This window comes from Bacillus sp. SD127 (genome assembly GCF_058566445.1).
This window is the reverse complement of sequence record NZ_CP191226.1, coordinates 2,704,283-2,723,484: the sequence shown is the minus strand read 5'-3', so window position 1 is coordinate 2,723,484 and position 19,202 is coordinate 2,704,283. Positions and strand designations below refer to the sequence as shown.

Here is a 19,202-nt window from a genome sequence, read left to right as displayed (position 1 = left end):
TGGAAGCAGGGAAGAGGATGTTATGTTAAAAAAAATGCTAAAATCTTATGATTACTCACTGATATTCGCAATTGTTTTACTATGCGGATTCGGTTTAGTGATGGTGTACAGCTCAAGTATGATTACGGCTGTTTCTCGGTATGGGGTGAGCAGTAATTATTTTTTCATGCGGCAGCTGTTTGCTTTAATTGCAGGAGGAATCCTTTTTATTGTTATGGCCGTGTTTCCTTACAAAGCACTGGCTCATCAAAAGTTTCAAAAGGTAATGCTGCTTGCTTCTGTGTTTGCGCTTATCTCACTGTTTGTATTCGGGCATGTTGCCGGAAATGCGCAAAGCTGGTTTAAAATCGGCGGAATGAGTATCCAGCCGGGTGAATTTGTCAAGCTGGTGGTCATTTTATATCTAGCAGCTGTATATGCAAAAAAACAAAGCTATATTGATCACCTGTTAACGGGAGTTGCGCCTCCTGTGGTGATGACGGTTATTATTTGCGGTTTAATTGCCATGCAGCCTGATTTTGGTACAGCGATGATTATCGCCATAATCGCAACGTGTATGATTTTGTGCTCTGGTTTCAGCGGAAAGACGCTGGCAAGGCTTGTTTTGCTGGGCGGAATTGTTTTAATCCTGGTCAGCCCGCTTATTTATTTAAATAAGGATGACATTTTAACTAAAGGGCGTTTAGCTCGTTTTGAGAGTCTGGAAGATCCCTTTAAATATGCGGATTCATCTGGTTTGCAAGTGATCAATTCTTATTATGCGATTGGGTCGGGCGGTATATTCGGTCTCGGACTCGGTGAAAGTATCCAAAAATACGGGTATCTTCCAGAATCCCATACTGACTTTATCATGGCCGTTATTGCTGAAGAACTTGGCATTTTTGGGGTATTGTTTGTTGTTTTCCTGCTGGGCTTTATCGTATTAAAAGGTTTCTATATTGCGAGAAAATGCGAGGACCCGTTTGGAAGTCTTCTGGCAATCGGCATTTCTAGCATGATTGCCGTACAATCGTTTATTAACCTTGGCGGTGTCAGCGGGCTAATTCCGATTACGGGTGTTACGCTGCCATTTATCAGCTACGGAGGCTCTTCTTTACTTCTATTATTGGGAAGCATGGGGATATTAATCAATATCAGCATGTTTGTGAAATATTCAGAGAATAAGAAAAAGAGAGAGTCCTTGGCGCCAAAGGGAATGAAAAAGAAGCAGCTTGAAAAAACTGTTTATCTGTAAAAAACAAGTGTGTACACGTGAAGGATATTCCGATATGATAGATTATATTCCATTCGGGTAAGGGGGAAAAAAGTTTGTCACAGCAATCGATACAAAAAGTGTTAGTAGCAAACAGGGGAGAAATTGCAATCCGTATATTCCGCGCTTGTACAGAATTGAATGTTCGTACAGTTGCGGTTTATTCAAAAGAAGATTCCGGTTCCTATCATCGTTACAAAGCCGATGAAGCGTACCTGGTTGGCGAAGGAAAAAAACCAATTGATGCCTACCTGGATATTGAAGGTATTATTGATATTGCGAAAAGAAACAAGGTGGATGCGATCCACCCGGGATATGGTTTCTTATCTGAAAATATACATTTCGCAAGGCGCTGTGAAGAAGAAGGCATCGTGTTCATTGGTCCGACTTCTGAACATTTAGATATGTTTGGTGATAAGGTAAAAGCGCGTGAGCAGGCGGAAAAAGCCGGAATTCCTGTAATACCAGGAAGCGACGGCCCTGCAGAAACGCTTGAAGCAGTCGAACAATTCGGACAAACTCACGGTTATCCGATTATTATTAAAGCTTCGCTTGGCGGCGGCGGCCGCGGCATGAGAATTGTCAGAAGTGAAAGTGAAGTCAAAGAAGCATATGAACGTGCGAAATCAGAGGCAAAAGCAGCCTTTGGCAATGATGAAGTATATGTAGAGAAACTGATTGAAAACCCTAAGCATATTGAGGTCCAGGTTATCGGAGACAATCAGGGAAACGTGATTCATCTATTTGAACGGGATTGTTCTGTTCAAAGACGCCACCAAAAGGTAATCGAAGTAGCGCCGAGCGTTTCGCTGTCAACTGAATTGAGAGATCAAATTTGTGAAGCTGCGGTTGCGCTTGCTAAAAACGTGAACTATATAAATGCTGGTACGGTTGAATTCCTTGTCGCGAACAACGAGTTTTATTTTATAGAAGTAAATCCGCGTGTTCAAGTTGAACATACAATTACGGAAATGATTACCGGTGTTGATATTGTGCAGACACAGATACTTGTTGCCCAAGGCCACAGCCTACATAGCAAAAAAGTCAACATTCCGGAGCAGAAGGACATTTTTACAATCGGCTATGCGATTCAGTCACGGGTAACGACTGAAGATCCGCAAAATGATTTTATGCCTGACACAGGGAAAATCATGGCTTACCGTTCAGGCGGAGGCTTTGGTGTTCGTCTTGATACAGGAAACAGCTTCCAAGGCGCCGTTATTACGCCATATTACGATTCACTGCTCGTTAAGCTTTCAACTTGGGCTTTAACGTTTGAACAGGCGGCGGCCAAAATGGTTCGAAACCTTCAGGAGTTTAGAATCAGAGGAATTAAAACAAACATTCCGTTCCTTGAAAATGTCGCAAAGCATGAAAAGTTTCTGACAGGACAATATGATACGTCTTTCATTGATACAACGCCTGAGTTGTTTAATTTCCCTAAGCAGAAAGACCGCGGAACAAAAATGCTTACTTATATTGGGAATGTGACAGTGAATGGTTTCCCTGGAATCGGCAAAAAAGAAAAACCGGCGTTTGACAAGCCGTTAGCTGTAAAAGTCGACGTTGATCAGCAGCCTGCAAGAGGAACAAAACAGATTCTAGATGAAAAAGGCGCTGAAGGGCTTGCAAATTGGGTTAAGGAACAGAAATCTGTTCTATTAACTGATACAACATTCCGGGATGCCCATCAGTCTTTACTTGCGACTAGATTCAGATCGCATGATTTGAAAAAAATCGCTAATCCGACGGCTGCGTTATGGCCGGAGCTGTTCAGCATGGAAATGTGGGGAGGCGCGACCTTCGATGTAGCTTACCGCTTCCTGAAGGAAGATCCATGGAAGCGTCTGGAGGATCTCCGCAAGGAAGTGCCGAATACGCTGTTCCAGATGCTGCTTCGCTCCTCAAACGCTGTCGGCTATACGAATTATCCGGATAATGTGATTAAAGAATTTGTGAAGCAATCCGCTCAATCCGGTATTGATGTTTTCCGTATTTTTGACAGCTTAAACTGGGTAAAAGGGATGACGTTAGCCATCGATGCCGTTCGGGATTCAGGTAAAGTGGCTGAAGCGGCAATTTGTTATACAGGTGATATTCTTGATAAAACCCGTACAAAATATGATCTCGCTTACTATACATCTATGGCGAAGGAGCTTGAGGCTGCAGGGGCCCATATTCTCGGAATTAAAGATATGGCAGGTCTGTTAAAACCGCAAGCTGCATATGAGCTGGTGTCTGCGTTGAAAGAAACGATCAATATTCCGGTTCACCTTCATACGCATGATACGAGCGGCAACGGAATTTATATGTATGCAAAAGCAGTAGAAGCAGGCGTTGATATCGTAGACGTGGCGGTCAGCTCAATGGCTGGCTTAACATCGCAGCCTAGCGCGAGCGGATTTTACCATGCGATGGAAGGCAACTCCCGCCGTCCGGAAATGAACGTGCAAGGCGTGGAATTACTATCCCAGTATTGGGAATCAGTTCGTAAATATTATAGTGAATTTGAAAGCGGGATGAAGTCTCCGCATACTGAAATTTATGAGCATGAAATGCCTGGAGGCCAATACAGTAACCTGCAGCAGCAGGCGAAGGGAGTAGGCCTGGGCGATCGCTGGAACGAAGTCAAAGAGATGTACAGACGAGTAAATGATATGTTCGGTGATATCGTGAAGGTTACGCCTTCCTCTAAAGTAGTCGGGGATATGGCGCTGTACATGGTGCAAAATAACCTGACTGAAAAGGACATTTACGAAAAAGGCGAATCATTAGATTTCCCTGACTCTGTTATTGAGCTTTTCAAAGGAAATATTGGACAGCCTCATGGCGGATTCCCGGAAAAACTTCAAAAGCTCATTTTAAAAGGGCAGGAGCCGATCACAGTGAGACCGGGAGAACTGCTTGAGCCGGTATCCTTTGAAGCGATCAAACAGGAGTTTAAAGAGCAGCATAACCTGGAGATCTCAGACCAGGATGCTTTGGCGTACGCACTTTATCCCAAAGTCTTCTCTGATTATGTAAAAACTGCTGAAAGCTATGGAAATATTTCGGTATTAGATACTCCGACCTTCTTCTATGGCATGACATTAGGCGAAGAAATAGAAGTGGAAATTGAACGCGGGAAAACGCTGATCGTCAAACTAATTTCAATCGGTGAACCTCAGCCGGATGCAACTCGTGTGATCTATTTCGAACTGAACGGTCAGCCGCGTGAAGTGGTCATAAAGGACGAAAGCATTAAGTCTTCCGTTCAGGAAAGATTAAAAGCAGACCGTACAAATCCAAGTCATATTGCAGCTTCTATGCCTGGAACTGTTATCAAGGTACTGACAGAAGCGGGTGCCAAAGTTGATAAAGGTGATCATTTGATGATCAACGAAGCCATGAAAATGGAAACAACGGTTCAGGCGCCATTCTCAGGAACAATCAAACAGATTCATGTGAAAAATGGAGAGCCGATCCAAACGGGAGATCTGCTTCTCGAAATTGAAAAAGCATAATCAAAAAAGAGTGTATATCATTTGATATACACTCTTTTTTAGTGAGGAACGAGATATGAACGTGCAGCTGCTGCAACGAGCGGGGGCTGTTTCAAACGTGTGTGAAGGACGCATTGGTTGTCTGCTCGCGGGTGCAGGAATGAGAAAAGCTGATGCTTAATAAGCTTGGTATAATTACGGCTTCTTTTCTGGTGAGAATGAATTGACTTCTTGAGGAAAAGTTATTTTAATTAAAATCCTGTCCCAAACATCGATTGAGCAGCGCGTTTAGAATACATCATCGCCCGAGATTATCCAAACCTTATATAAATCATCAAGTTCAGTATGCAAACCGAAAGTTGAATTATATGAAGCTGCCGAAATGGAATGATAAAAAAGACCAAAGCGTATAAGAGCTTTGGTCTTGTGTCTTATGTCTTATACCCGTCTTGATTCGTAACGAAAACGTGCAATCAATAATAAGAAGTAGCATAAAACCCCAAACAGGCAGGCAATAAAAAATGAGTGCGCAAGCGCAAAGCCCAGCGCCAGTTCAGAATACACGATCATAATGCCGGACAGTGCCTGTAACGTGATAAAAATAAGACACGAAATCCAGCCCCAAAAGATTTGCTTTTGTTCTTTATAGGAAGTAATCGCATGAACAGCGGCAACGATGATCCATACAAACAGGAGCAAGGCTGCAGCTCTGTGCCCCATTTGCACCCATTCGTGAAATTGGGTCGGAAGTCCATTGTTCAGCCTGCTGCACAGCGGCACATCAGGACACGCCAGACTGGATTCTGTATGTCTTACGTATGCGCCAGTATACACAACGATATAGGAATATATCAAAATACCTATCATGTGAAATTGCATTTTCTTGCCGATTTGAAGCGGTTTGACCAGTTTTCTGGCTGATTTATCAGCTTCAAATATAAGCAAAGTTAATATTAAAACAGACGCAAAAGAAATTAGTGAAATCCCAAAATGAAGCGCCATAATAAGCGCGTTTGAACCGAACACGACAGCCAACGCACCAAGCAGTGCCTGAAGAAACAAAAAGATAATGGACATGATAGCGAGAAACGTTGTTTCACGGAAAACAGGTGTGATTTTTCTCCATGACCAAAAGGCAAGGCTTAATACAAGAATAATTGAGATGCCGCTTGCGAATCTGTGGCTCCATTCAATAATAGAAGCGGGATTCAGTTCAGGGAAGAAGCGCCCGTGGCACAGCGGCCACTGTCTGCCGCATCCTTGGCCGGAACCTGTTTTTGTAACGAGGGCTCCCCCGATTAAAACAATAAGCATCACAAATGTTGTCAAAACACCGAGAGCTTTTAATGCTTTATTCATACAATATCCACCTTCTTAACAAACTGCTGCAATTTTTTATACGTACCAAGTGTAAGCGAATATGTGTTTTGTGGCAATTCTTAGAGCCCTTTGTTCACAAAAATATAATAGAATCACGACTTCTGGAAATGTATACTTGATTATTCATGCCGGGTCTGATAGAAATAAGGTAAACGCATTATCGAATTGGCGTTTGCCTTCATCTTTGGTAAAATTCATAAAAAGTTCACAAATAAATTCCTGTTTCTCGTTTAATATTTAATAGGATGTTTTTTTACAAGTTGTTATCTTGTATGATAGAGTTGCAGGTTATTATAAACCTGCGTTAGGTTTGTAAGGGAGGTTTACGTTATGGCTAACTCCAGAATCTTAAATGATACAGCTATAGACGGACAAATTGAAGAAACAACGGCATGGAAAGATTTTCTGTCCCTCATTAAAATAGGGATCGTAAATTCTAATCTCATCACAACTTTTACTGGAATGTGGCTTGCTTTTCATATTTCCGGTTTAAGCTTTTTAGGCAATATAAACACCGTTCTTCTTACTTTATTTGGATCATCTTTGATTATTGCGGGGTCCTGTGCGATCAATAACTGGTATGACCGGGACATTGACCATATCATGGAGCGTACAAAAGTAAGACCGACGGTTACGGGTAAAATTCAGCCGAATCAGGCATTATGGTCTGGAATTTTGCTTGTTGCTTTAGGATTGATCATGCTGCTGATGACCACTGTGATGGCTGCTGTTATTGGTTTTATCGGAGTATTTACTTATGTTGTCCTGTACACAATGTGGACGAAACGCCGCTATACGATTAACACAGTAGTAGGAAGTGTTTCCGGAGCGGTGCCGCCTCTGATTGGATGGACGGCAGTAGAAGGAAATATCGGCGTCGTGGCATGGGTATTATTTATGATTTTATTCATTTGGCAGATTCCTCACTTCTTATCGCTTGCCATTAAGAAAACTGAGGACTACAGAGCCGCGAATATTCCAATGCTTCCTGTCGTATACGGATTTGAAGTAACGAAAAGACAAATTATTGTATGGGTTGCGTGCCTGATGCCGCTTCCATTCTTTTTAGGAAGCCTCGGTCTTCCGATTGTGATTCTCGGATTGCTGTTAAATATCGGCTGGCTGATTCTTGGCTTGATGGGCTTCCGTTCAAAAAATATCATGAAGTGGGCGACGATGATGTTCGTTTACTCACTGAATTACATGACAATCTATTTCGTTGCAATGGTTGTCTTTACGCTTTTCTAAAAAATAGATACATTGCTTGTTTTATCGCTTCAAAATAAACGATGACAACTAGTAAATGCCGCCTTGACCTTTTGTTTAATCAGGCGGCTTTACTTTTATACATAGATGGCATTTTGAGTAAAAAAACTCATAATTTAAGAGAAGAGGAAATGTAAGTGCTTTATTGGGAGGCGGACTGGATTGCGTTAAGAATCAATCTATTCTCCGCCGTTGTATTGACCAGAAAAGGGGTTGGGTGAAATGGTAAAGCATTGGCGTCTTATCTCATTATTAGCCTTAGTGCCGCTTCTGTTAAGCGGATGTGGAAAACCTTTTTTATCCACGCTCAAGCCTGCTGGCGAGGTGGCTGATAAACAGTATGACCTGACAGTGCTCAGTACATTGATTATGGTTGTTGTCGTAGCAGTCGTATCTGTTATCTTCTTTTATGTGATTGTGAGATTCAGAAGGTCGCGGGTTGGGGAGAACACGATACCAAAACAGGTGGAAGGGAATAAATTTTTAGAAATCACATGGACAGTGATCCCTATTTTGCTGCTCATCATTCTTGTTATCCCTGTCGTATTATATACGCTTGAACTCGCAGATACATCACCTATGGATAAGAAAAACCGCAAAGCCGAGGATGCTCTCGTTGTCAATGTCAGAGCAAATTTGTATTGGTGGGAGTTCGAGTATCCTGATTACGGCATTATCACAAGCCAGGAGCTGATCGTACCGACAGACCAGCGGGTTTATTTCAGTTTAAAAGCCTCTGATGTAAAACATTCTTTCTGGATTCCTTCAGCAGGAGGAAAAATTGATACCAATACTGATAACGAAAATACGTTCTTCTTAACCTTCGATTCAAAACGCAGCAAAGAGGCGGGAGATACGTTCTTTGGAAAGTGCGCTGAGCTTTGCGGGCCTTCACACGCACTCATGGATTTTAAAGTAAAGGCGCTTTCTGCGAAAGAATTCCAGTCATGGACAAAAGATATGAAAAACTATAAGACGGCAGCAGAAAGTGATTTGGCTAAGCAGGGGGAAGACCTGTTCAAAGAGAAGAACTGCCTGAGCTGTCATGCGGTCGAGCCAAATGATAAGCGTGCAGAGGCAGCAAGAACGGCGCCAAACCTTGCTACTTTCGGTGAAAGGACAAAAGTGGCAGGGGTGAAGGATGCGAATGAAGAAAATGTGAAAGCCTGGCTGAAAGACCCTGAGAGCATAAAGCCAGGGAACAAAATGACAGGAACATATCCGAAGCTTTCAGACAGTGAAATGGACGCGCTTTATGAATACTTAAAAGGCTTGAAAGCAGAAAGCAAGTAGGGAAGAAAGGGAGATATTGGGGGAGGTCACATATGTTGAATGCGCTTACAGAAAAGCGGACGCGCGGATCTATGCTTTGGGATTATTTGACGACGGTGGACCATAAAAAAATCGCGATACTTTATTTAATCGCAGGGGGATTCTTCTTTCTTGTCGGGGGAATTGAAGCGATGTTTATCAGAATCCAGCTTGCAAAGCCGGAAAATGCTTTTCTCAGTGCTCAAGCGTACAATGAAGTGATGACGATGCACGGGACGACAATGATCTTTTTGGCTGCGATGCCGCTTTTATTTGCTTTGATGAATGCGGTTGTTCCATTGCAGATCGGAGCGCGGGATGTTTCGTTTCCATTTTTAAATTCGCTTGGTTTTTGGCTCTTCTTTTTCGGGGGCATTTTCTTAAACTTAAGCTGGTTTTTGGGAGGAGCGCCAGATGCGGGCTGGACGTCATATGCCTCGCTTTCGCTTCATTCAAAAGGGCACGGCATAGACTTTTTCGTCCTTGGCCTGCAAATATCCGGACTGGGGACGCTGATAGCCGGGATTAACTTTTTGGCCACGATTATTAACATGAGGGCTCCCGGCATGACGTACATGAGGCTGCCTTTGTTTACATGGACGACATTTGTGGCGTCGGCATTAATTTTGTTTGCGTTTCCGCCGCTTACGGTTGGCTTGGCTCTTATGATGCTGGATCGGCTGTTCGGCACAAATTTCTTTAATCCTGAGCTTGGCGGTAACACGATTATTTGGGAGCATTTATTTTGGATATTCGGACATCCGGAGGTTTATATTCTGATTTTGCCTGCTTTCGGCATTTTCTCAGAGGTCATCCCTGTGTTTTCCAGAAAGCGATTGTTTGGATATTCTTCAATGGTTTTTGCGATCGTGCTTATCGGTTTTCTTGGCTTTATGGTTTGGGTGCACCACATGTTTACGACAGGTCTCGGACCGATTGCGAACGCAATCTTTGCAGTTGCTACAATGGCGATCGCGATCCCGACCGGGATTAAGATATTTAACTGGCTGCTGACGATTTGGGGAGGAAATGTGAAGTACACGACGGCCATGCTGTATGCCGTCTCATTTATCCCATCCTTTGTGCTTGGCGGTGTGACAGGTGTCATGCTGGCTGCGGCAGCTGCAGATTACCAGTTCCATGATACGTATTTTGTGGTGGCGCACTTTCACTATGTCATTATAGGCGGAGTCGTATTCGGGCTATTAGCCGGTGTTCATTTCTGGTGGCCGAAAATGTTTGGTAAAATTCTGCATGAAACAATGGGGAAAATTTCATTTGTTTTGTTTTTTATCGGTTTCCATCTTACTTTTTTCATCCAGCACTTTGTCGGTTTAATGGGAATGCCGCGCCGTGTGTATACCTTCTTGCCAGGCCAGGGCCTTGAAACCGGCAACTTGATCAGTACAATCGGGGCGTTTTTTATGGCAGCAGCAGTTATCCTCCTGCTTGTCAATGTCATATGGACTTCGGTGAAGGGCGAATATGTCGGAAGTGATCCATGGCATGACGGACGTACGCTTGAATGGGCTGTTTCGTCACCGCCGCCTGAATATAACTTTAAACAGCTTCCATTTGTCAGAGGGCTTGACCCGCTGTGGATCGAGAAGCAGGCGGGACACAAATCTATGACACCGGCTGAACCGGTTGATGATATCCATATGCCAAACGGTTCAATTCTGCCGCTGATCATTTCCTTCGGTCTCTTTGTCGCTGCCTTTGGTCTCTTGTATAGAACCGAGCACGCTTGGGGCCTGCCGGTGATCTTTATCGGACTTGGCATCACATTTTTTACAATGCTGCTCCGTTCATTGATTGATGATCACGGTTATCATATTCACAAAGAGGAACTGCCGAACGATGATAAAGGGGTGAAGGCGTAATGCAAATTGAAGAAAAATTCACCGCAGAGACCTTTCCAGCTTCTCCCGAAAAAGCAACACTGGAAGGGAAAAATAAATTTTTAGGATTTTGGCTTTTTCTTGGGGGAGAGACTGTTTTGTTCGCGTCTCTCTTCGCCACTTTTCTTGCACTACGGAATTCAAACGCCGGTGACCCGCCTACAACAGAAATGTTTGATGTCACACTCGTTTTTATCGCCACAATGCTCTTATTAACGAGCAGTTTAACGAGTGTGTATGCGATGTACCATATGAAAAACTTTTCATTTGGCAAAATGCAGCTCTGGCTGGGAATTACCTTGTTATTGGGTGCGGGATTTTTAGGCTTGGAAATTTATGAATTTAAGCATTACACACATGAGTTTGGCTTTACCATCACAAGCTCGGCGCTTGGCTCATCGTTTTATACGCTTGTCGGCACACATGGTGCACACGTGGCGTTTGGCCTTTTGTGGATCAGTACGCTGATGATCCGCAATGCAAAGAGGGGCTTAAGTTTATATACAGCACCTAAGTTTTACGTGGCCAGTCTTTACTGGCATTTTATTGATGTCGTGTGGGTCTTTATCTTTACCGTTGTATATTTAATGGGGATGGTGGGATAAACATGGTCGATAAAAAAAGCAGAGGACATATCAGCAGCGACCTTGAATATAAGAAAAAGAAGCATGCTCAGGAGATGAAATATCAAGTCATGTCTTTTGGCCTGATGATCGGCCTTACGCTCGTTGCATTTCTGACTGTGGCAACAGACGGCATCGGCAGCTGGTTTACGATTCCTTTCATTATACTGCTCGCGGCTATTCAAGTGATATTTCAGCTGTATTACTTCATGCATATGAATCAGAAAGGGCATGAAGCGCCGGCATTGTTTCTGTATTCAGGCATGTTTGTCGCGTTCATTACGGTGCTTGCGTTTGTTACAATTATATGGTGGTAATTTGAGCAGCCGCCGGAGGTGAAGACATGAATCAGTTAGACGTGTTTGGGTTTCGCGCCATGTGGAGCCCTTATCTTTTTTGTATCCTTTTAGGCATCACGGTGCTTTACATCTTTTTTTACAGGCGGTTGACTTCAAAGCCTGACCGTATCACGGGTAAAGAAATGGCCTGTTTTCTGTCGGCGATGCTGTTTTTATATGCAGCCGAAGGAAGCCCGGTTGATCTGCTCGGACATATTATGTTCAGCGCCCATATGGTGCAGATGGCTGTTTTGTATTTAGTGGTTCCGCCTTTATTAATCGCAGGAATTCCCGCATGGGCCTGGGAAAAAATGATTTTTCGGCCTGCCATTAAGCCGTTTTTTACATTTTTCTCTACACCTTTAATTGCATTGCTTTTATTTAACGGCATTTTTTCTCTATATCATGTGCCGCTAATATTTGATACTGTCAAAACGGATACGCTTTACCATGCGTTAATGACTTGGCTGATCTTCGTGTTAGCGTTTTTTATGTGGTGGCCGCTCGTACACAAGGTGGCTCGGCTCCCGCAGCTCAGCGGCCTGATGAAGCTGGGCTATATTATGGCGGACGGTATGCTGCTCACGCCTGCTTGTGCACTGATCATGTTTAGCGGCATGCCCTTATATGCCACTTATACCGATCCGTCTGCCTGGGCGGAAGCCATGAAGCTTTGTGTTCCTGCGGATATGCTGGGACAGGTTCCGTTAACAGGACCGGAAATGTTTAACACACTTCCTTTGTTAGAGGATCAGCAACTCGGGGCAGTTATGATGAAAATCATTCAGGAAATTGTGTACGGCGCTTTTTTGGCTATTGTCTTTTTCCAATGGGTGAAGAAGGAAAGGGAAAAGGATGGACAGGAGGAGCCGCCTTATATTCAGCAGACGATATCATAAAAGGTACAGCGGCAATCGGCTGTACCTTTTTTATTACATTTGAACTGTTTTCAGCATGTCGGAGATGTCCTGGATGAGTGCCTTGCTTTTGGTCACAACCTGCACTGGGAATTCTTCTGTTTCTCCGTATTCCACTCCGTGCGGGTAATAGTGTTTTCCTAATAGAGGGGGCATTAATTGAATAACGGCGCGGCCGCTTCCGACATCGCCCTCTGTCGCAATGCCTTGAACCCGCAGGTAAAACGTTCCCTCAATCGTCGAAAACTTTCTGTCATAGGTCACTCTTTCATAATCCCATTGACCGGCTCTGATGAGTCCCTTGCTTTCCATCAAATCGTCCAAGAGGCTGAGCTCAGCCTTTACCCCTTCAAGTCCGCTATCAGTAAACTTCAACACTGACCCCTCCTTATAAAAATTACCTTTCCTGACAATCATAGTATGAAAGCGTTAAACTTTCAATGAATCTTCTTCTTTTGAAAGTATGCAAAAATGAAAATTTGACGAAAATATCACTAGATAAAAGGAGGTTTTACGGATGACAAAAATAAAAGATCTGATGACAGCTGACTTGCAATATTGCACGGTATTAGATAATGTATATGAAGCTGCGGTAAAGATGAAAGACGCGGATGTAGGAGCCATTCCGGTAGTTGATGAGGATGGAGAAACACTGGTCGGTATCGTAACCGATCGTGATCTGGTGTTAAGAGGCATCGCCTCAAAAAGGCCAAACTCGCAAAAAATCACTGACGCTATGACTGAAAAACCTGTCAGTGTTGAAGAGGACGCGCCAGTTGATGAGGTTCTTCATTTAATGGCATCCCATCAGCTCAGGCGCATACCTGTAACCAAAAACAACAAGCTGACTGGTATTGTCACGCTTGGCGATCTTTCCTTATCTGAACAAACAAATGAACGTGCCGGCAGTGCTTTATCAGATATTTCAGAGGACGAAAACAGAGAGCAAGGCTTTTTGCATTAACACATAAATCTTTGACATGTTAAATAGGCTGTATTGTAATGAAAAATAAGGCAAGACATGCAATTCACATCACGGGGGTGATAGATTGAAAAATATATTAAGAGCCATGGTTATCCTCTTGATTATTTGCGGAACTTATGTTCTGTTTATTCAATATGGGGCTGTTCCTGAAAAAAAATCAAATGACAGCGAACCTCAAGTCTCTAACGAGGAAGCGGCAAGCGGCAAACGAATACATATGCCGACTTCAGGATTATTGTCCTTTATGGGCAAATCCGCCGACGATGTAAAGAAAAAACTTGGGGAACCGGAACGTATTGACCCCTCGGCTTATGATTACGAATGGTGGGTTTACAATCAGGGAAAAGACCAGTATGTGCAAATCGGGATGCTGCACAATAAAGTGGTCACATTATTTGCGGCGGGAAATGATATTAACGCAAAGCCCTTCAAAATCGGTGAGTCAACGGGAGAAGTATTTAAGACAACTCAGGTGGCTCCGTTTGTAAATGTAGAGTATAAAGGAAATTCCTATCGGTTTGAGTTTTCTGAAGAGGACATCAATACCAGACCGACTGTAAAAGTAGGGAAGATGTACGTCCAGCTGTATATGGACAAATTTGAAGGGAAGCTATCCAGCATCAGGGCGTTTGATTCGCAAACCTTTGTCAAGCAAAGACCTTATGAGGTAGTGTACCGCGGTGAGTTAGTAGAACCGCAAACCGTTACGGAAGATAAGTGGAAAGAGATCCAATCAACGAGTGAAAAGCAAATACTTGATTTGACCAATGTTATTCGTGTCAAACATGGGTTAGCTAAGCTTGAGTGGGATCAGCCGACGGCCGAAGTGGCTTTTGGCCACAGTGAGGATATGAAAGAAAACAACTATTTCTCCCATGTATCGAAGAAATACGGCACGCTGAAGGACCGCTTAGAAAAAGGGGATGTCGACTTTGAGCAAGCGGGAGAAAATATCGCGTACAATTATGTGGACGGTCCGGCTGCTGTAGAAGGCTGGCTGAATAGTGAAGGCCATCGAAAAGCGCTTCTACATTCAGACTACACGCACCTTGGCGTCGGTGTAGACCGGAAGTATTACACTCAAAACTTTATTAAACGCTGAAATCAGCCGCGGACGACAGGTTCTGCGGCTTTTTATTGTTTCTGCAAAGGCTTTAGAACAAGGTGATTGCAGCAGACGAAGCTTTCTCAATGGATACTGTGAGTGACATTACCAAAAAAATGAACTTTTAAGGAGCTGAAGCTGGATCAACGTGTTGCTGTCCGGCTCTTTTTTGATGAGGAGACTTTAAGATCGGCCGGGGGCGATTAAGGATCTTGTTCTGATGGGCTTTGGAATGCGGCATCCCAAACATTTACAAAAGGCAGGAATCTTGATTTCAGGAACAATTAAGGCCCCGGCTTTATCGGGGGAGGAAGCTTCTGTTGTTCCGCGCTTCTTGTTTTACGAGAAAAAGATTTTTCGATGAATATTAGGCGAACACATTGGCTTACAAACCGATACATTGTAGTAGGTATATTTTTCGGAGGGGGTGAGGATTGTGGCCAATCAACATGCCAATCATTCAATTAATGACTTTAAACAATTCGTTAAAAAACATCCCAAGCTGATTAAAGAAGTGCGCAAAGAACAAAGAAGCTGGCAGGACGTGTACGAAAATTGGGTCCTTTTCGGAGAGAAAGACCCAATTTGGGACCCGTACAGAGAACCGGAGGAAGCCGCAGAAGCGGTACCCGAAACATCAGAAAAAAATGATTTTGTTTCTAAAATGGTTACAGCTGTGAAAAAGATGGATGTCAATCAAATGAATGAACAGATCAATAAAATGAGCCAATCGATCTCATCGTTGCAAAGCCTTCTCAACACATTTTCCGGAAGCGGACAGAAGCAATCTCAGCCAGGACCCGGACAGCATCCTTTTTCTTTTCGGAAGGATTAATAAAGGAGAGCTTATATGCGCAAAGACGTTCAGGAATTTATTTTAGCAGATAAAGAACGAAAACGATTCTTAAGAGAACAGCCGATATGGTACCGGAGGCTTGCGAGAAAGCCGGATGACTTGGCTTCATTTCAGCTTGAGATGATGAATTTTTACGAAAAAACCATTCCGCATCGGGTGAATCAATTTACGAACGGGATTCAAATGGCGCAAATGATGATGCAAATGTTCCAGGCAATGCGGACAAAAGATTAAAAGACCCGAAAATGGGTCTTTTTCATTGTGTAAACTAGGGAGGCTTTTACAACTTCATTTTTAAGTGCGGCTAAGCATTTTCCAATTGGCTGGTTTCATGGTAAACTAACAACTGGAGGTGCGTGCTATGTATGCGACGATGGAATCCGTGCGGCTTCAAAGTGAAGCTCAGCAGCTTGCCGAGATGATTCTGCAGTCGGAGACGGCTGAGAACTACCGCAATTGTTACAAGCGTCTCCAGGAAGATGAAGAGGCAGGGCGGATTATTCGTTCTTTTATCAAAATAAAAGAGCAATATGAGGATGTGCAGCGTTTTGGCAAATATCATCCTGACTATAGAGAAATATCCCGAAAAATGAGGGAGATCAAACGGGAGCTCGACCTGAACGATAAGGTGGCCGACTTCAAAAAAGCAGAGACGGAACTGCAGTCTATTCTTGATGAAATCAGCGTTGAAATTGGGACAGCTGTCTCAGAGCATATTAAAGTTCCGACTGGGAATCCTTATTTTGACGGTTTGTCTTCATGCGGAGGCGGCTGCGGATCAGGCGGCGGCTGCGGATGCAAAGTGTCATGACGAGACTGGCCGTCTCGTCTTTTACATATAAGAGAAATCAGGCAGGTGAATGTATTGGAGAATAGACGCCAAGGCATGATTGTGTATCTTCATTCTTTAAAGCAAAGCAAAATGCTGAGAAAGTTCGGAAATGTGCATTATGTGTCAAAACGCTTAAAATATGTCGTGCTGTATTGTGATATGGGCCAAATTGAAAAAACAATGGACAAGATCTCATCTTATTCTTTTGTTAAGAAAGTTGAGCCTTCATATAAACCGTTTTTAAAATTGGAATTTGAGTCAAAGCTTGATAAAGCAAAAGAATATGATTATAAAATCGGAATATAGCTGTATAAAAAAATCCCCGCAGGTTTCTGCGGGGTCCTTCTATTCCTTAACAAGTTAAGGAGAAGGCAAAGGGAGAGGAGAAACCGGAGGAAGAACTTATGGGGAAACGTAAGTCTTCTCCGCGGTTGGCAACAACATCCTCTGGATGCTGTTGCTTATAGTATGGACAATGATCATTCCGCTTATACACTTGTATATGAAGATTAGCGCTCATTGTTTGAAAGAATGCTTTATGATAAGATAGGATTGGTTTTTTTCTTATACATAACGGCGTCCGGCCGAACAAGGAAACAAAATAGCTTTTAGAAAAAGTGGTGTGGAACATGAGAGTAATTTCTGGATCAAAAAAAGGCCGTTCACTAAAGGCAGTGCCGGGAACATCAACGAGACCGACAACCGATAAAGTGAAGGAATCCATTTTCAATATGATTGGCCCTTATTTTGATGGGGGCAGGGGACTTGACTTATTCGCAGGAAGCGGAGGTCTTGGTATTGAAGCGCTTTCACGAGGATTTGACCATTGTGTATTTGTTGACCGTGATTTTAAAGCGATTCAAACGGTGAAATCGAACTTGAAAACATTAGAGCTTACAGCATATGCAGATGTGTACCGTAATGATGCGGAACGTGCTTTGCAAGCAGCTGCGAAAAGAGAAGCGGGCTTTCACGGGATTTTTCTTGATCCTCCGTATAAGGAACAAAAACTGAAGGCGCTCTTAAGTGTGATAGACGAACAACAAATGCTGGAGGATGGCGGCTTTATCGTCGCAGAGCATGACAAAGACGTCGAGCTTCCCGAAGCAGTAGGTGATCTAGTGATAACAAGGAAAGAAACCTACGGCCTGACAGGGGTGGCGATCTATAAAAAGAGGGGGTTGTGATGTGACGAGTATAGCTGTCTGTCCCGGCAGTTTTGATCCGGTGACCTACGGGCATCTGGATATCATTAAACGCGGGGCCAATATATTTGATCAAGTGTATGTGTGTGTGCTGAACAATTCTTCAAAAAAGCCGTTATTCAGTGTAGAAGAACGCTGTGAGCTTTTGAGAGAAGTGACAAAAGACATTCCGAACATAACAGTTGAAACGTCACAAGGGCTGTTAATTGATTATGCAAAAAGAAAAAATGCAAAAGCCATTTTAAGAGGCTTGAGAGCGGTGTCTGATTTTGAGTACGAGATGCAGGGAACATCCGTAAACCGTGTGCTTGATGAATCAATTGAAACCTTTTTTATGATGACAAATAACCAATATTCTTTCTTAAGCTCAAGCATAGTAAAAGAAGTGGCAAAGTATAAAGGTGCGGTGTCAGAATTTGTACCTCCGGAAGTCGAGAAGGCGCTTCAGAAAAAATTCAGGCAAGGATGAGTGTTTTTAAGCTCATCCTTTTTTTGTACCGTTTGTCAGTCTGTAAGAAAAAATGAAAATGTACGTAAACAGTGCACATAACGTGACAGCAGGGCCAATCTCTACAAGCAGATTCCATCCGCTGATAAGAGCTGTCGGCAGCTTACCTGTATCAAGAGATTTAAAAACGTACTGATCATGGTCATTCCACGCGGTGTAAAGAGGTTTCCATAACAGAATGACAAAAACGGCGGCATAAATGCCTTGCAGCACACGCGCGATAAAGAATGGTTTAAATCTGATGTCCGTCTCTGATAAAATGCCTGCCACCTGAGCCTGAACGGAAAAGCCGCTGAATCCGAGGATAAAGCTGACAACAACAGCTTTTTGCAAAAGGGAGACATCTGTCTCGCTGACAAGCTTGCTTCCTAATGTGATTTCAAACATTCCTGATAATAGAGGAATGTCCAATTGAGCGGGAAGCTGAAACAAGGTCAGTGCGCCTTTTGTAACAATAGAGAGAATGTCGGTCAGCTGTACGACGGATAACAAACGATTAAAGACAGAAAACAAAATAATAAAGCCGCCTACCATTAGAAGCGTTTGAACGGATGAGGTTACAGCGTCGCCTAAAATTTTTCCTAAAGGCCGTTTTTCCGCAAGCCTTGCGGTGTGAAGCGCATGTAAAGCATCTTTGATAGAAGGCAAAGATATGGTTTTATTTCTCATGAGCTGGCGCTCTTCTTTACGCCCGTAGGAGCGCATCGTTAAACCGACAGCCAAATTACCCAAATAGTGTGCAGATGCTAATAAAATACCTAATGACGCATTCTGAAAAAAGCCGACGGCGACAGCTCCAAAAATAAAGAGCGGGTTGGATGAATTGGTGAAGGAAGCAAGCCGTTCTGCTTCTACTCTTGAAATCTGTTTTTCCTGCCGCAGCCTTGCCGTCAGTTTTGCGCCCGCGGGGTTCCCTGATGCCATGCCCATGGCCAGAACGAAGCCGCCGACACCCGGCACGCGGAAAATAGGGCGCATAAAAGGCTCAAGCAGAACACCGACAAACCTTACAATACCAAAGCCGATTAATAGCTCAGACAGTATGAAAAACGGCAGCAAAGACGGAAATACGACCTCCCACCACATGGACAGCCCGGTTTTAGAGGCTTCGAATGAGGCCTGCGGATGTGAGATGACAGTCGCTGTTAAAAAAATAAAAAACGCAGCAATCAAAAGTGTATGAATCTTCGACAAGTTCATTCTTACCTCCCCGACGCTAAAAATGCACAATGACATGTATA

At 43.4% G+C, this 19,202-nt stretch carries 19 protein-coding genes; 16 read left to right on the top strand and 3 right to left on the bottom strand.

Translation table 11 applies throughout. The features are described 5' to 3' along the window. Nucleotides 1–22 precede the first annotated feature (22 nt). Both ACQVGS_RS14115 and pyc read left to right on the top strand, forming a co-directional pair. Nucleotides 23–1,234 carry an FtsW/RodA/SpoVE family cell cycle protein gene (locus ACQVGS_RS14115; protein ID WP_106020361.1) on the top strand — a complete coding sequence of 404 codons (1,212 nt, stop codon included), beginning with the start codon at nt 23–25 and terminating at the stop codon, nt 1,232–1,234. A 74-nt stretch (nt 1,235–1,308) separates the two neighbouring features. Next, nucleotides 1,309–4,755 (top strand): pyruvate carboxylase, encoded by a 3,447-nt coding sequence (gene pyc / locus ACQVGS_RS14110; RefSeq protein ID WP_105954174.1) that lies wholly within the window; start codon nt 1,309–1,311, stop codon nt 4,753–4,755. A 417-nt stretch (nt 4,756–5,172) separates the two neighbouring features. Here the strand turns inward: pyc and ctaA are convergent, their stop codons facing one another. Further along, nucleotides 5,173–6,093 carry a heme A synthase CtaA gene (gene ctaA / locus ACQVGS_RS14105; protein WP_095714822.1) on the bottom strand — a complete coding sequence of 307 codons (921 nt, stop codon included), beginning with the start codon at nt 6,091–6,093 and terminating at the stop codon, nt 5,173–5,175. A 351-nt stretch (nt 6,094–6,444) separates the two neighbouring features. Here ctaA and cyoE point away from each other — a divergent pair, with 351 nt between their 5' ends. The 6 genes from cyoE to ctaG all read left to right on the top strand — a co-directional run bounded on the left by cyoE (nt 6,445) and on the right by ctaG (nt 12,452). Further along, a complete protein-coding gene (cyoE, locus tag ACQVGS_RS14100) occupies nt 6,445–7,362 on the top strand; it encodes a heme o synthase (RefSeq protein ID WP_010334129.1) in 918 nt (305 codons plus the stop codon). A gap of 240 nt (nt 7,363–7,602) precedes the next feature. Continuing rightward, nucleotides 7,603–8,673, top strand: coding sequence for a cytochrome c oxidase subunit II (coxB, locus tag ACQVGS_RS14095; protein ID WP_106020359.1), 1,071 nt, complete (start codon nt 7,603–7,605; stop codon nt 8,671–8,673). A 32-nt stretch (nt 8,674–8,705) separates the two neighbouring features. Beyond that, on the top strand, nt 8,706–10,574 hold the full coding sequence (gene ctaD, locus ACQVGS_RS14090; protein ID WP_127695305.1) for a cytochrome c oxidase subunit I: 1,869 nt from the start codon (nt 8,706–8,708) through the stop codon (nt 10,572–10,574). Next, on the top strand, nt 10,574–11,197 hold the full coding sequence (ctaE, locus tag ACQVGS_RS14085) for a cytochrome c oxidase subunit III (protein WP_010334132.1): 624 nt from the start codon (nt 10,574–10,576) through the stop codon (nt 11,195–11,197). The genes ctaD and ctaE overlap by 1 nt, the downstream gene beginning before the upstream one ends. A gap of 2 nt (nt 11,198–11,199) precedes the next feature. Beyond that, the gene (gene ctaF / locus ACQVGS_RS14080) at nt 11,200–11,532 is read left to right on the top strand and encodes a cytochrome c oxidase subunit IVB (RefSeq protein WP_024121287.1); all 333 of its coding nucleotides are present in this window, start codon (nt 11,200–11,202) and stop codon (nt 11,530–11,532) included. Nucleotides 11,533–11,558: 26 nt separating this feature from the next. Further along, nucleotides 11,559–12,452 (top strand): cytochrome c oxidase assembly factor CtaG, encoded by an 894-nt coding sequence (ctaG, locus tag ACQVGS_RS14075; protein ID WP_106020357.1) that lies wholly within the window; start codon nt 11,559–11,561, stop codon nt 12,450–12,452. A gap of 33 nt (nt 12,453–12,485) precedes the next feature. Here the strand turns inward: ctaG and ACQVGS_RS14070 are convergent, their stop codons facing one another. Continuing rightward, a complete protein-coding gene (locus tag ACQVGS_RS14070; protein ID WP_081638298.1) occupies nt 12,486–12,848 on the bottom strand; it encodes a YugN family protein in 363 nt (120 codons plus the stop codon). Between the two features lie 139 nt (nt 12,849–12,987). On the opposite strand from ACQVGS_RS14070, the gene ACQVGS_RS14065 reads away from it, so the two are divergent. The 8 genes from ACQVGS_RS14065 (at nt 12,988) to coaD (ending at nt 17,922) form a co-directional block, all read left to right on the top strand. Beyond that, nucleotides 12,988–13,434 (top strand): CBS domain-containing protein, encoded by a 447-nt coding sequence (locus tag ACQVGS_RS14065; protein ID WP_010334136.1) that lies wholly within the window; start codon nt 12,988–12,990, stop codon nt 13,432–13,434. 85 nt (nt 13,435–13,519) lie between these two features. Continuing rightward, nucleotides 13,520–14,557, top strand: coding sequence for a CAP domain-containing protein (locus ACQVGS_RS14060; RefSeq protein ID WP_101860694.1), 1,038 nt, complete (start codon nt 13,520–13,522; stop codon nt 14,555–14,557). Between the two features lie 439 nt (nt 14,558–14,996). Then, nucleotides 14,997–15,395 (top strand): YlbD family protein, encoded by a 399-nt coding sequence (locus ACQVGS_RS14055; RefSeq protein ID WP_101860695.1) that lies wholly within the window; start codon nt 14,997–14,999, stop codon nt 15,393–15,395. 15 nt (nt 15,396–15,410) lie between these two features. Next, nucleotides 15,411–15,650, top strand: a complete 240-nt coding sequence (locus tag ACQVGS_RS14050) for a YlbE-like family protein (protein WP_024121292.1) — start codon at nt 15,411–15,413, stop codon at nt 15,648–15,650. 127 nt (nt 15,651–15,777) lie between these two features. After that, complete coding sequence (gene ricF / locus ACQVGS_RS14045) at nt 15,778–16,227, top strand: regulatory iron-sulfur-containing complex subunit RicF (RefSeq protein ID WP_010334140.1); 450 nt, start codon at nt 15,778–15,780, stop codon at nt 16,225–16,227. Nucleotides 16,228–16,281: 54 nt separating this feature from the next. Beyond that, nucleotides 16,282–16,554 (top strand): YlbG family protein, encoded by a 273-nt coding sequence (locus ACQVGS_RS14040; RefSeq protein ID WP_024121293.1) that lies wholly within the window; start codon nt 16,282–16,284, stop codon nt 16,552–16,554. 323 nt (nt 16,555–16,877) lie between these two features. Beyond that, on the top strand, nt 16,878–17,435 hold the full coding sequence (gene rsmD / locus ACQVGS_RS14035) for a 16S rRNA (guanine(966)-N(2))-methyltransferase RsmD (protein WP_254518220.1): 558 nt from the start codon (nt 16,878–16,880) through the stop codon (nt 17,433–17,435). A gap of 1 nt (nt 17,436) precedes the next feature. Continuing rightward, on the top strand, nt 17,437–17,922 hold the full coding sequence (coaD, locus tag ACQVGS_RS14030; RefSeq protein WP_044155995.1) for a pantetheine-phosphate adenylyltransferase: 486 nt from the start codon (nt 17,437–17,439) through the stop codon (nt 17,920–17,922). A 12-nt stretch (nt 17,923–17,934) separates the two neighbouring features. Here coaD and ylbJ read toward each other — a convergent pair whose 3' ends face one another. Next, the gene (gene ylbJ / locus ACQVGS_RS14025; RefSeq protein WP_151174998.1) at nt 17,935–19,161 is read right to left on the bottom strand and encodes a sporulation integral membrane protein YlbJ; all 1,227 of its coding nucleotides are present in this window, start codon (nt 19,159–19,161) and stop codon (nt 17,935–17,937) included. Between the last annotated feature and the right edge of the window lie 41 nt (nt 19,162–19,202).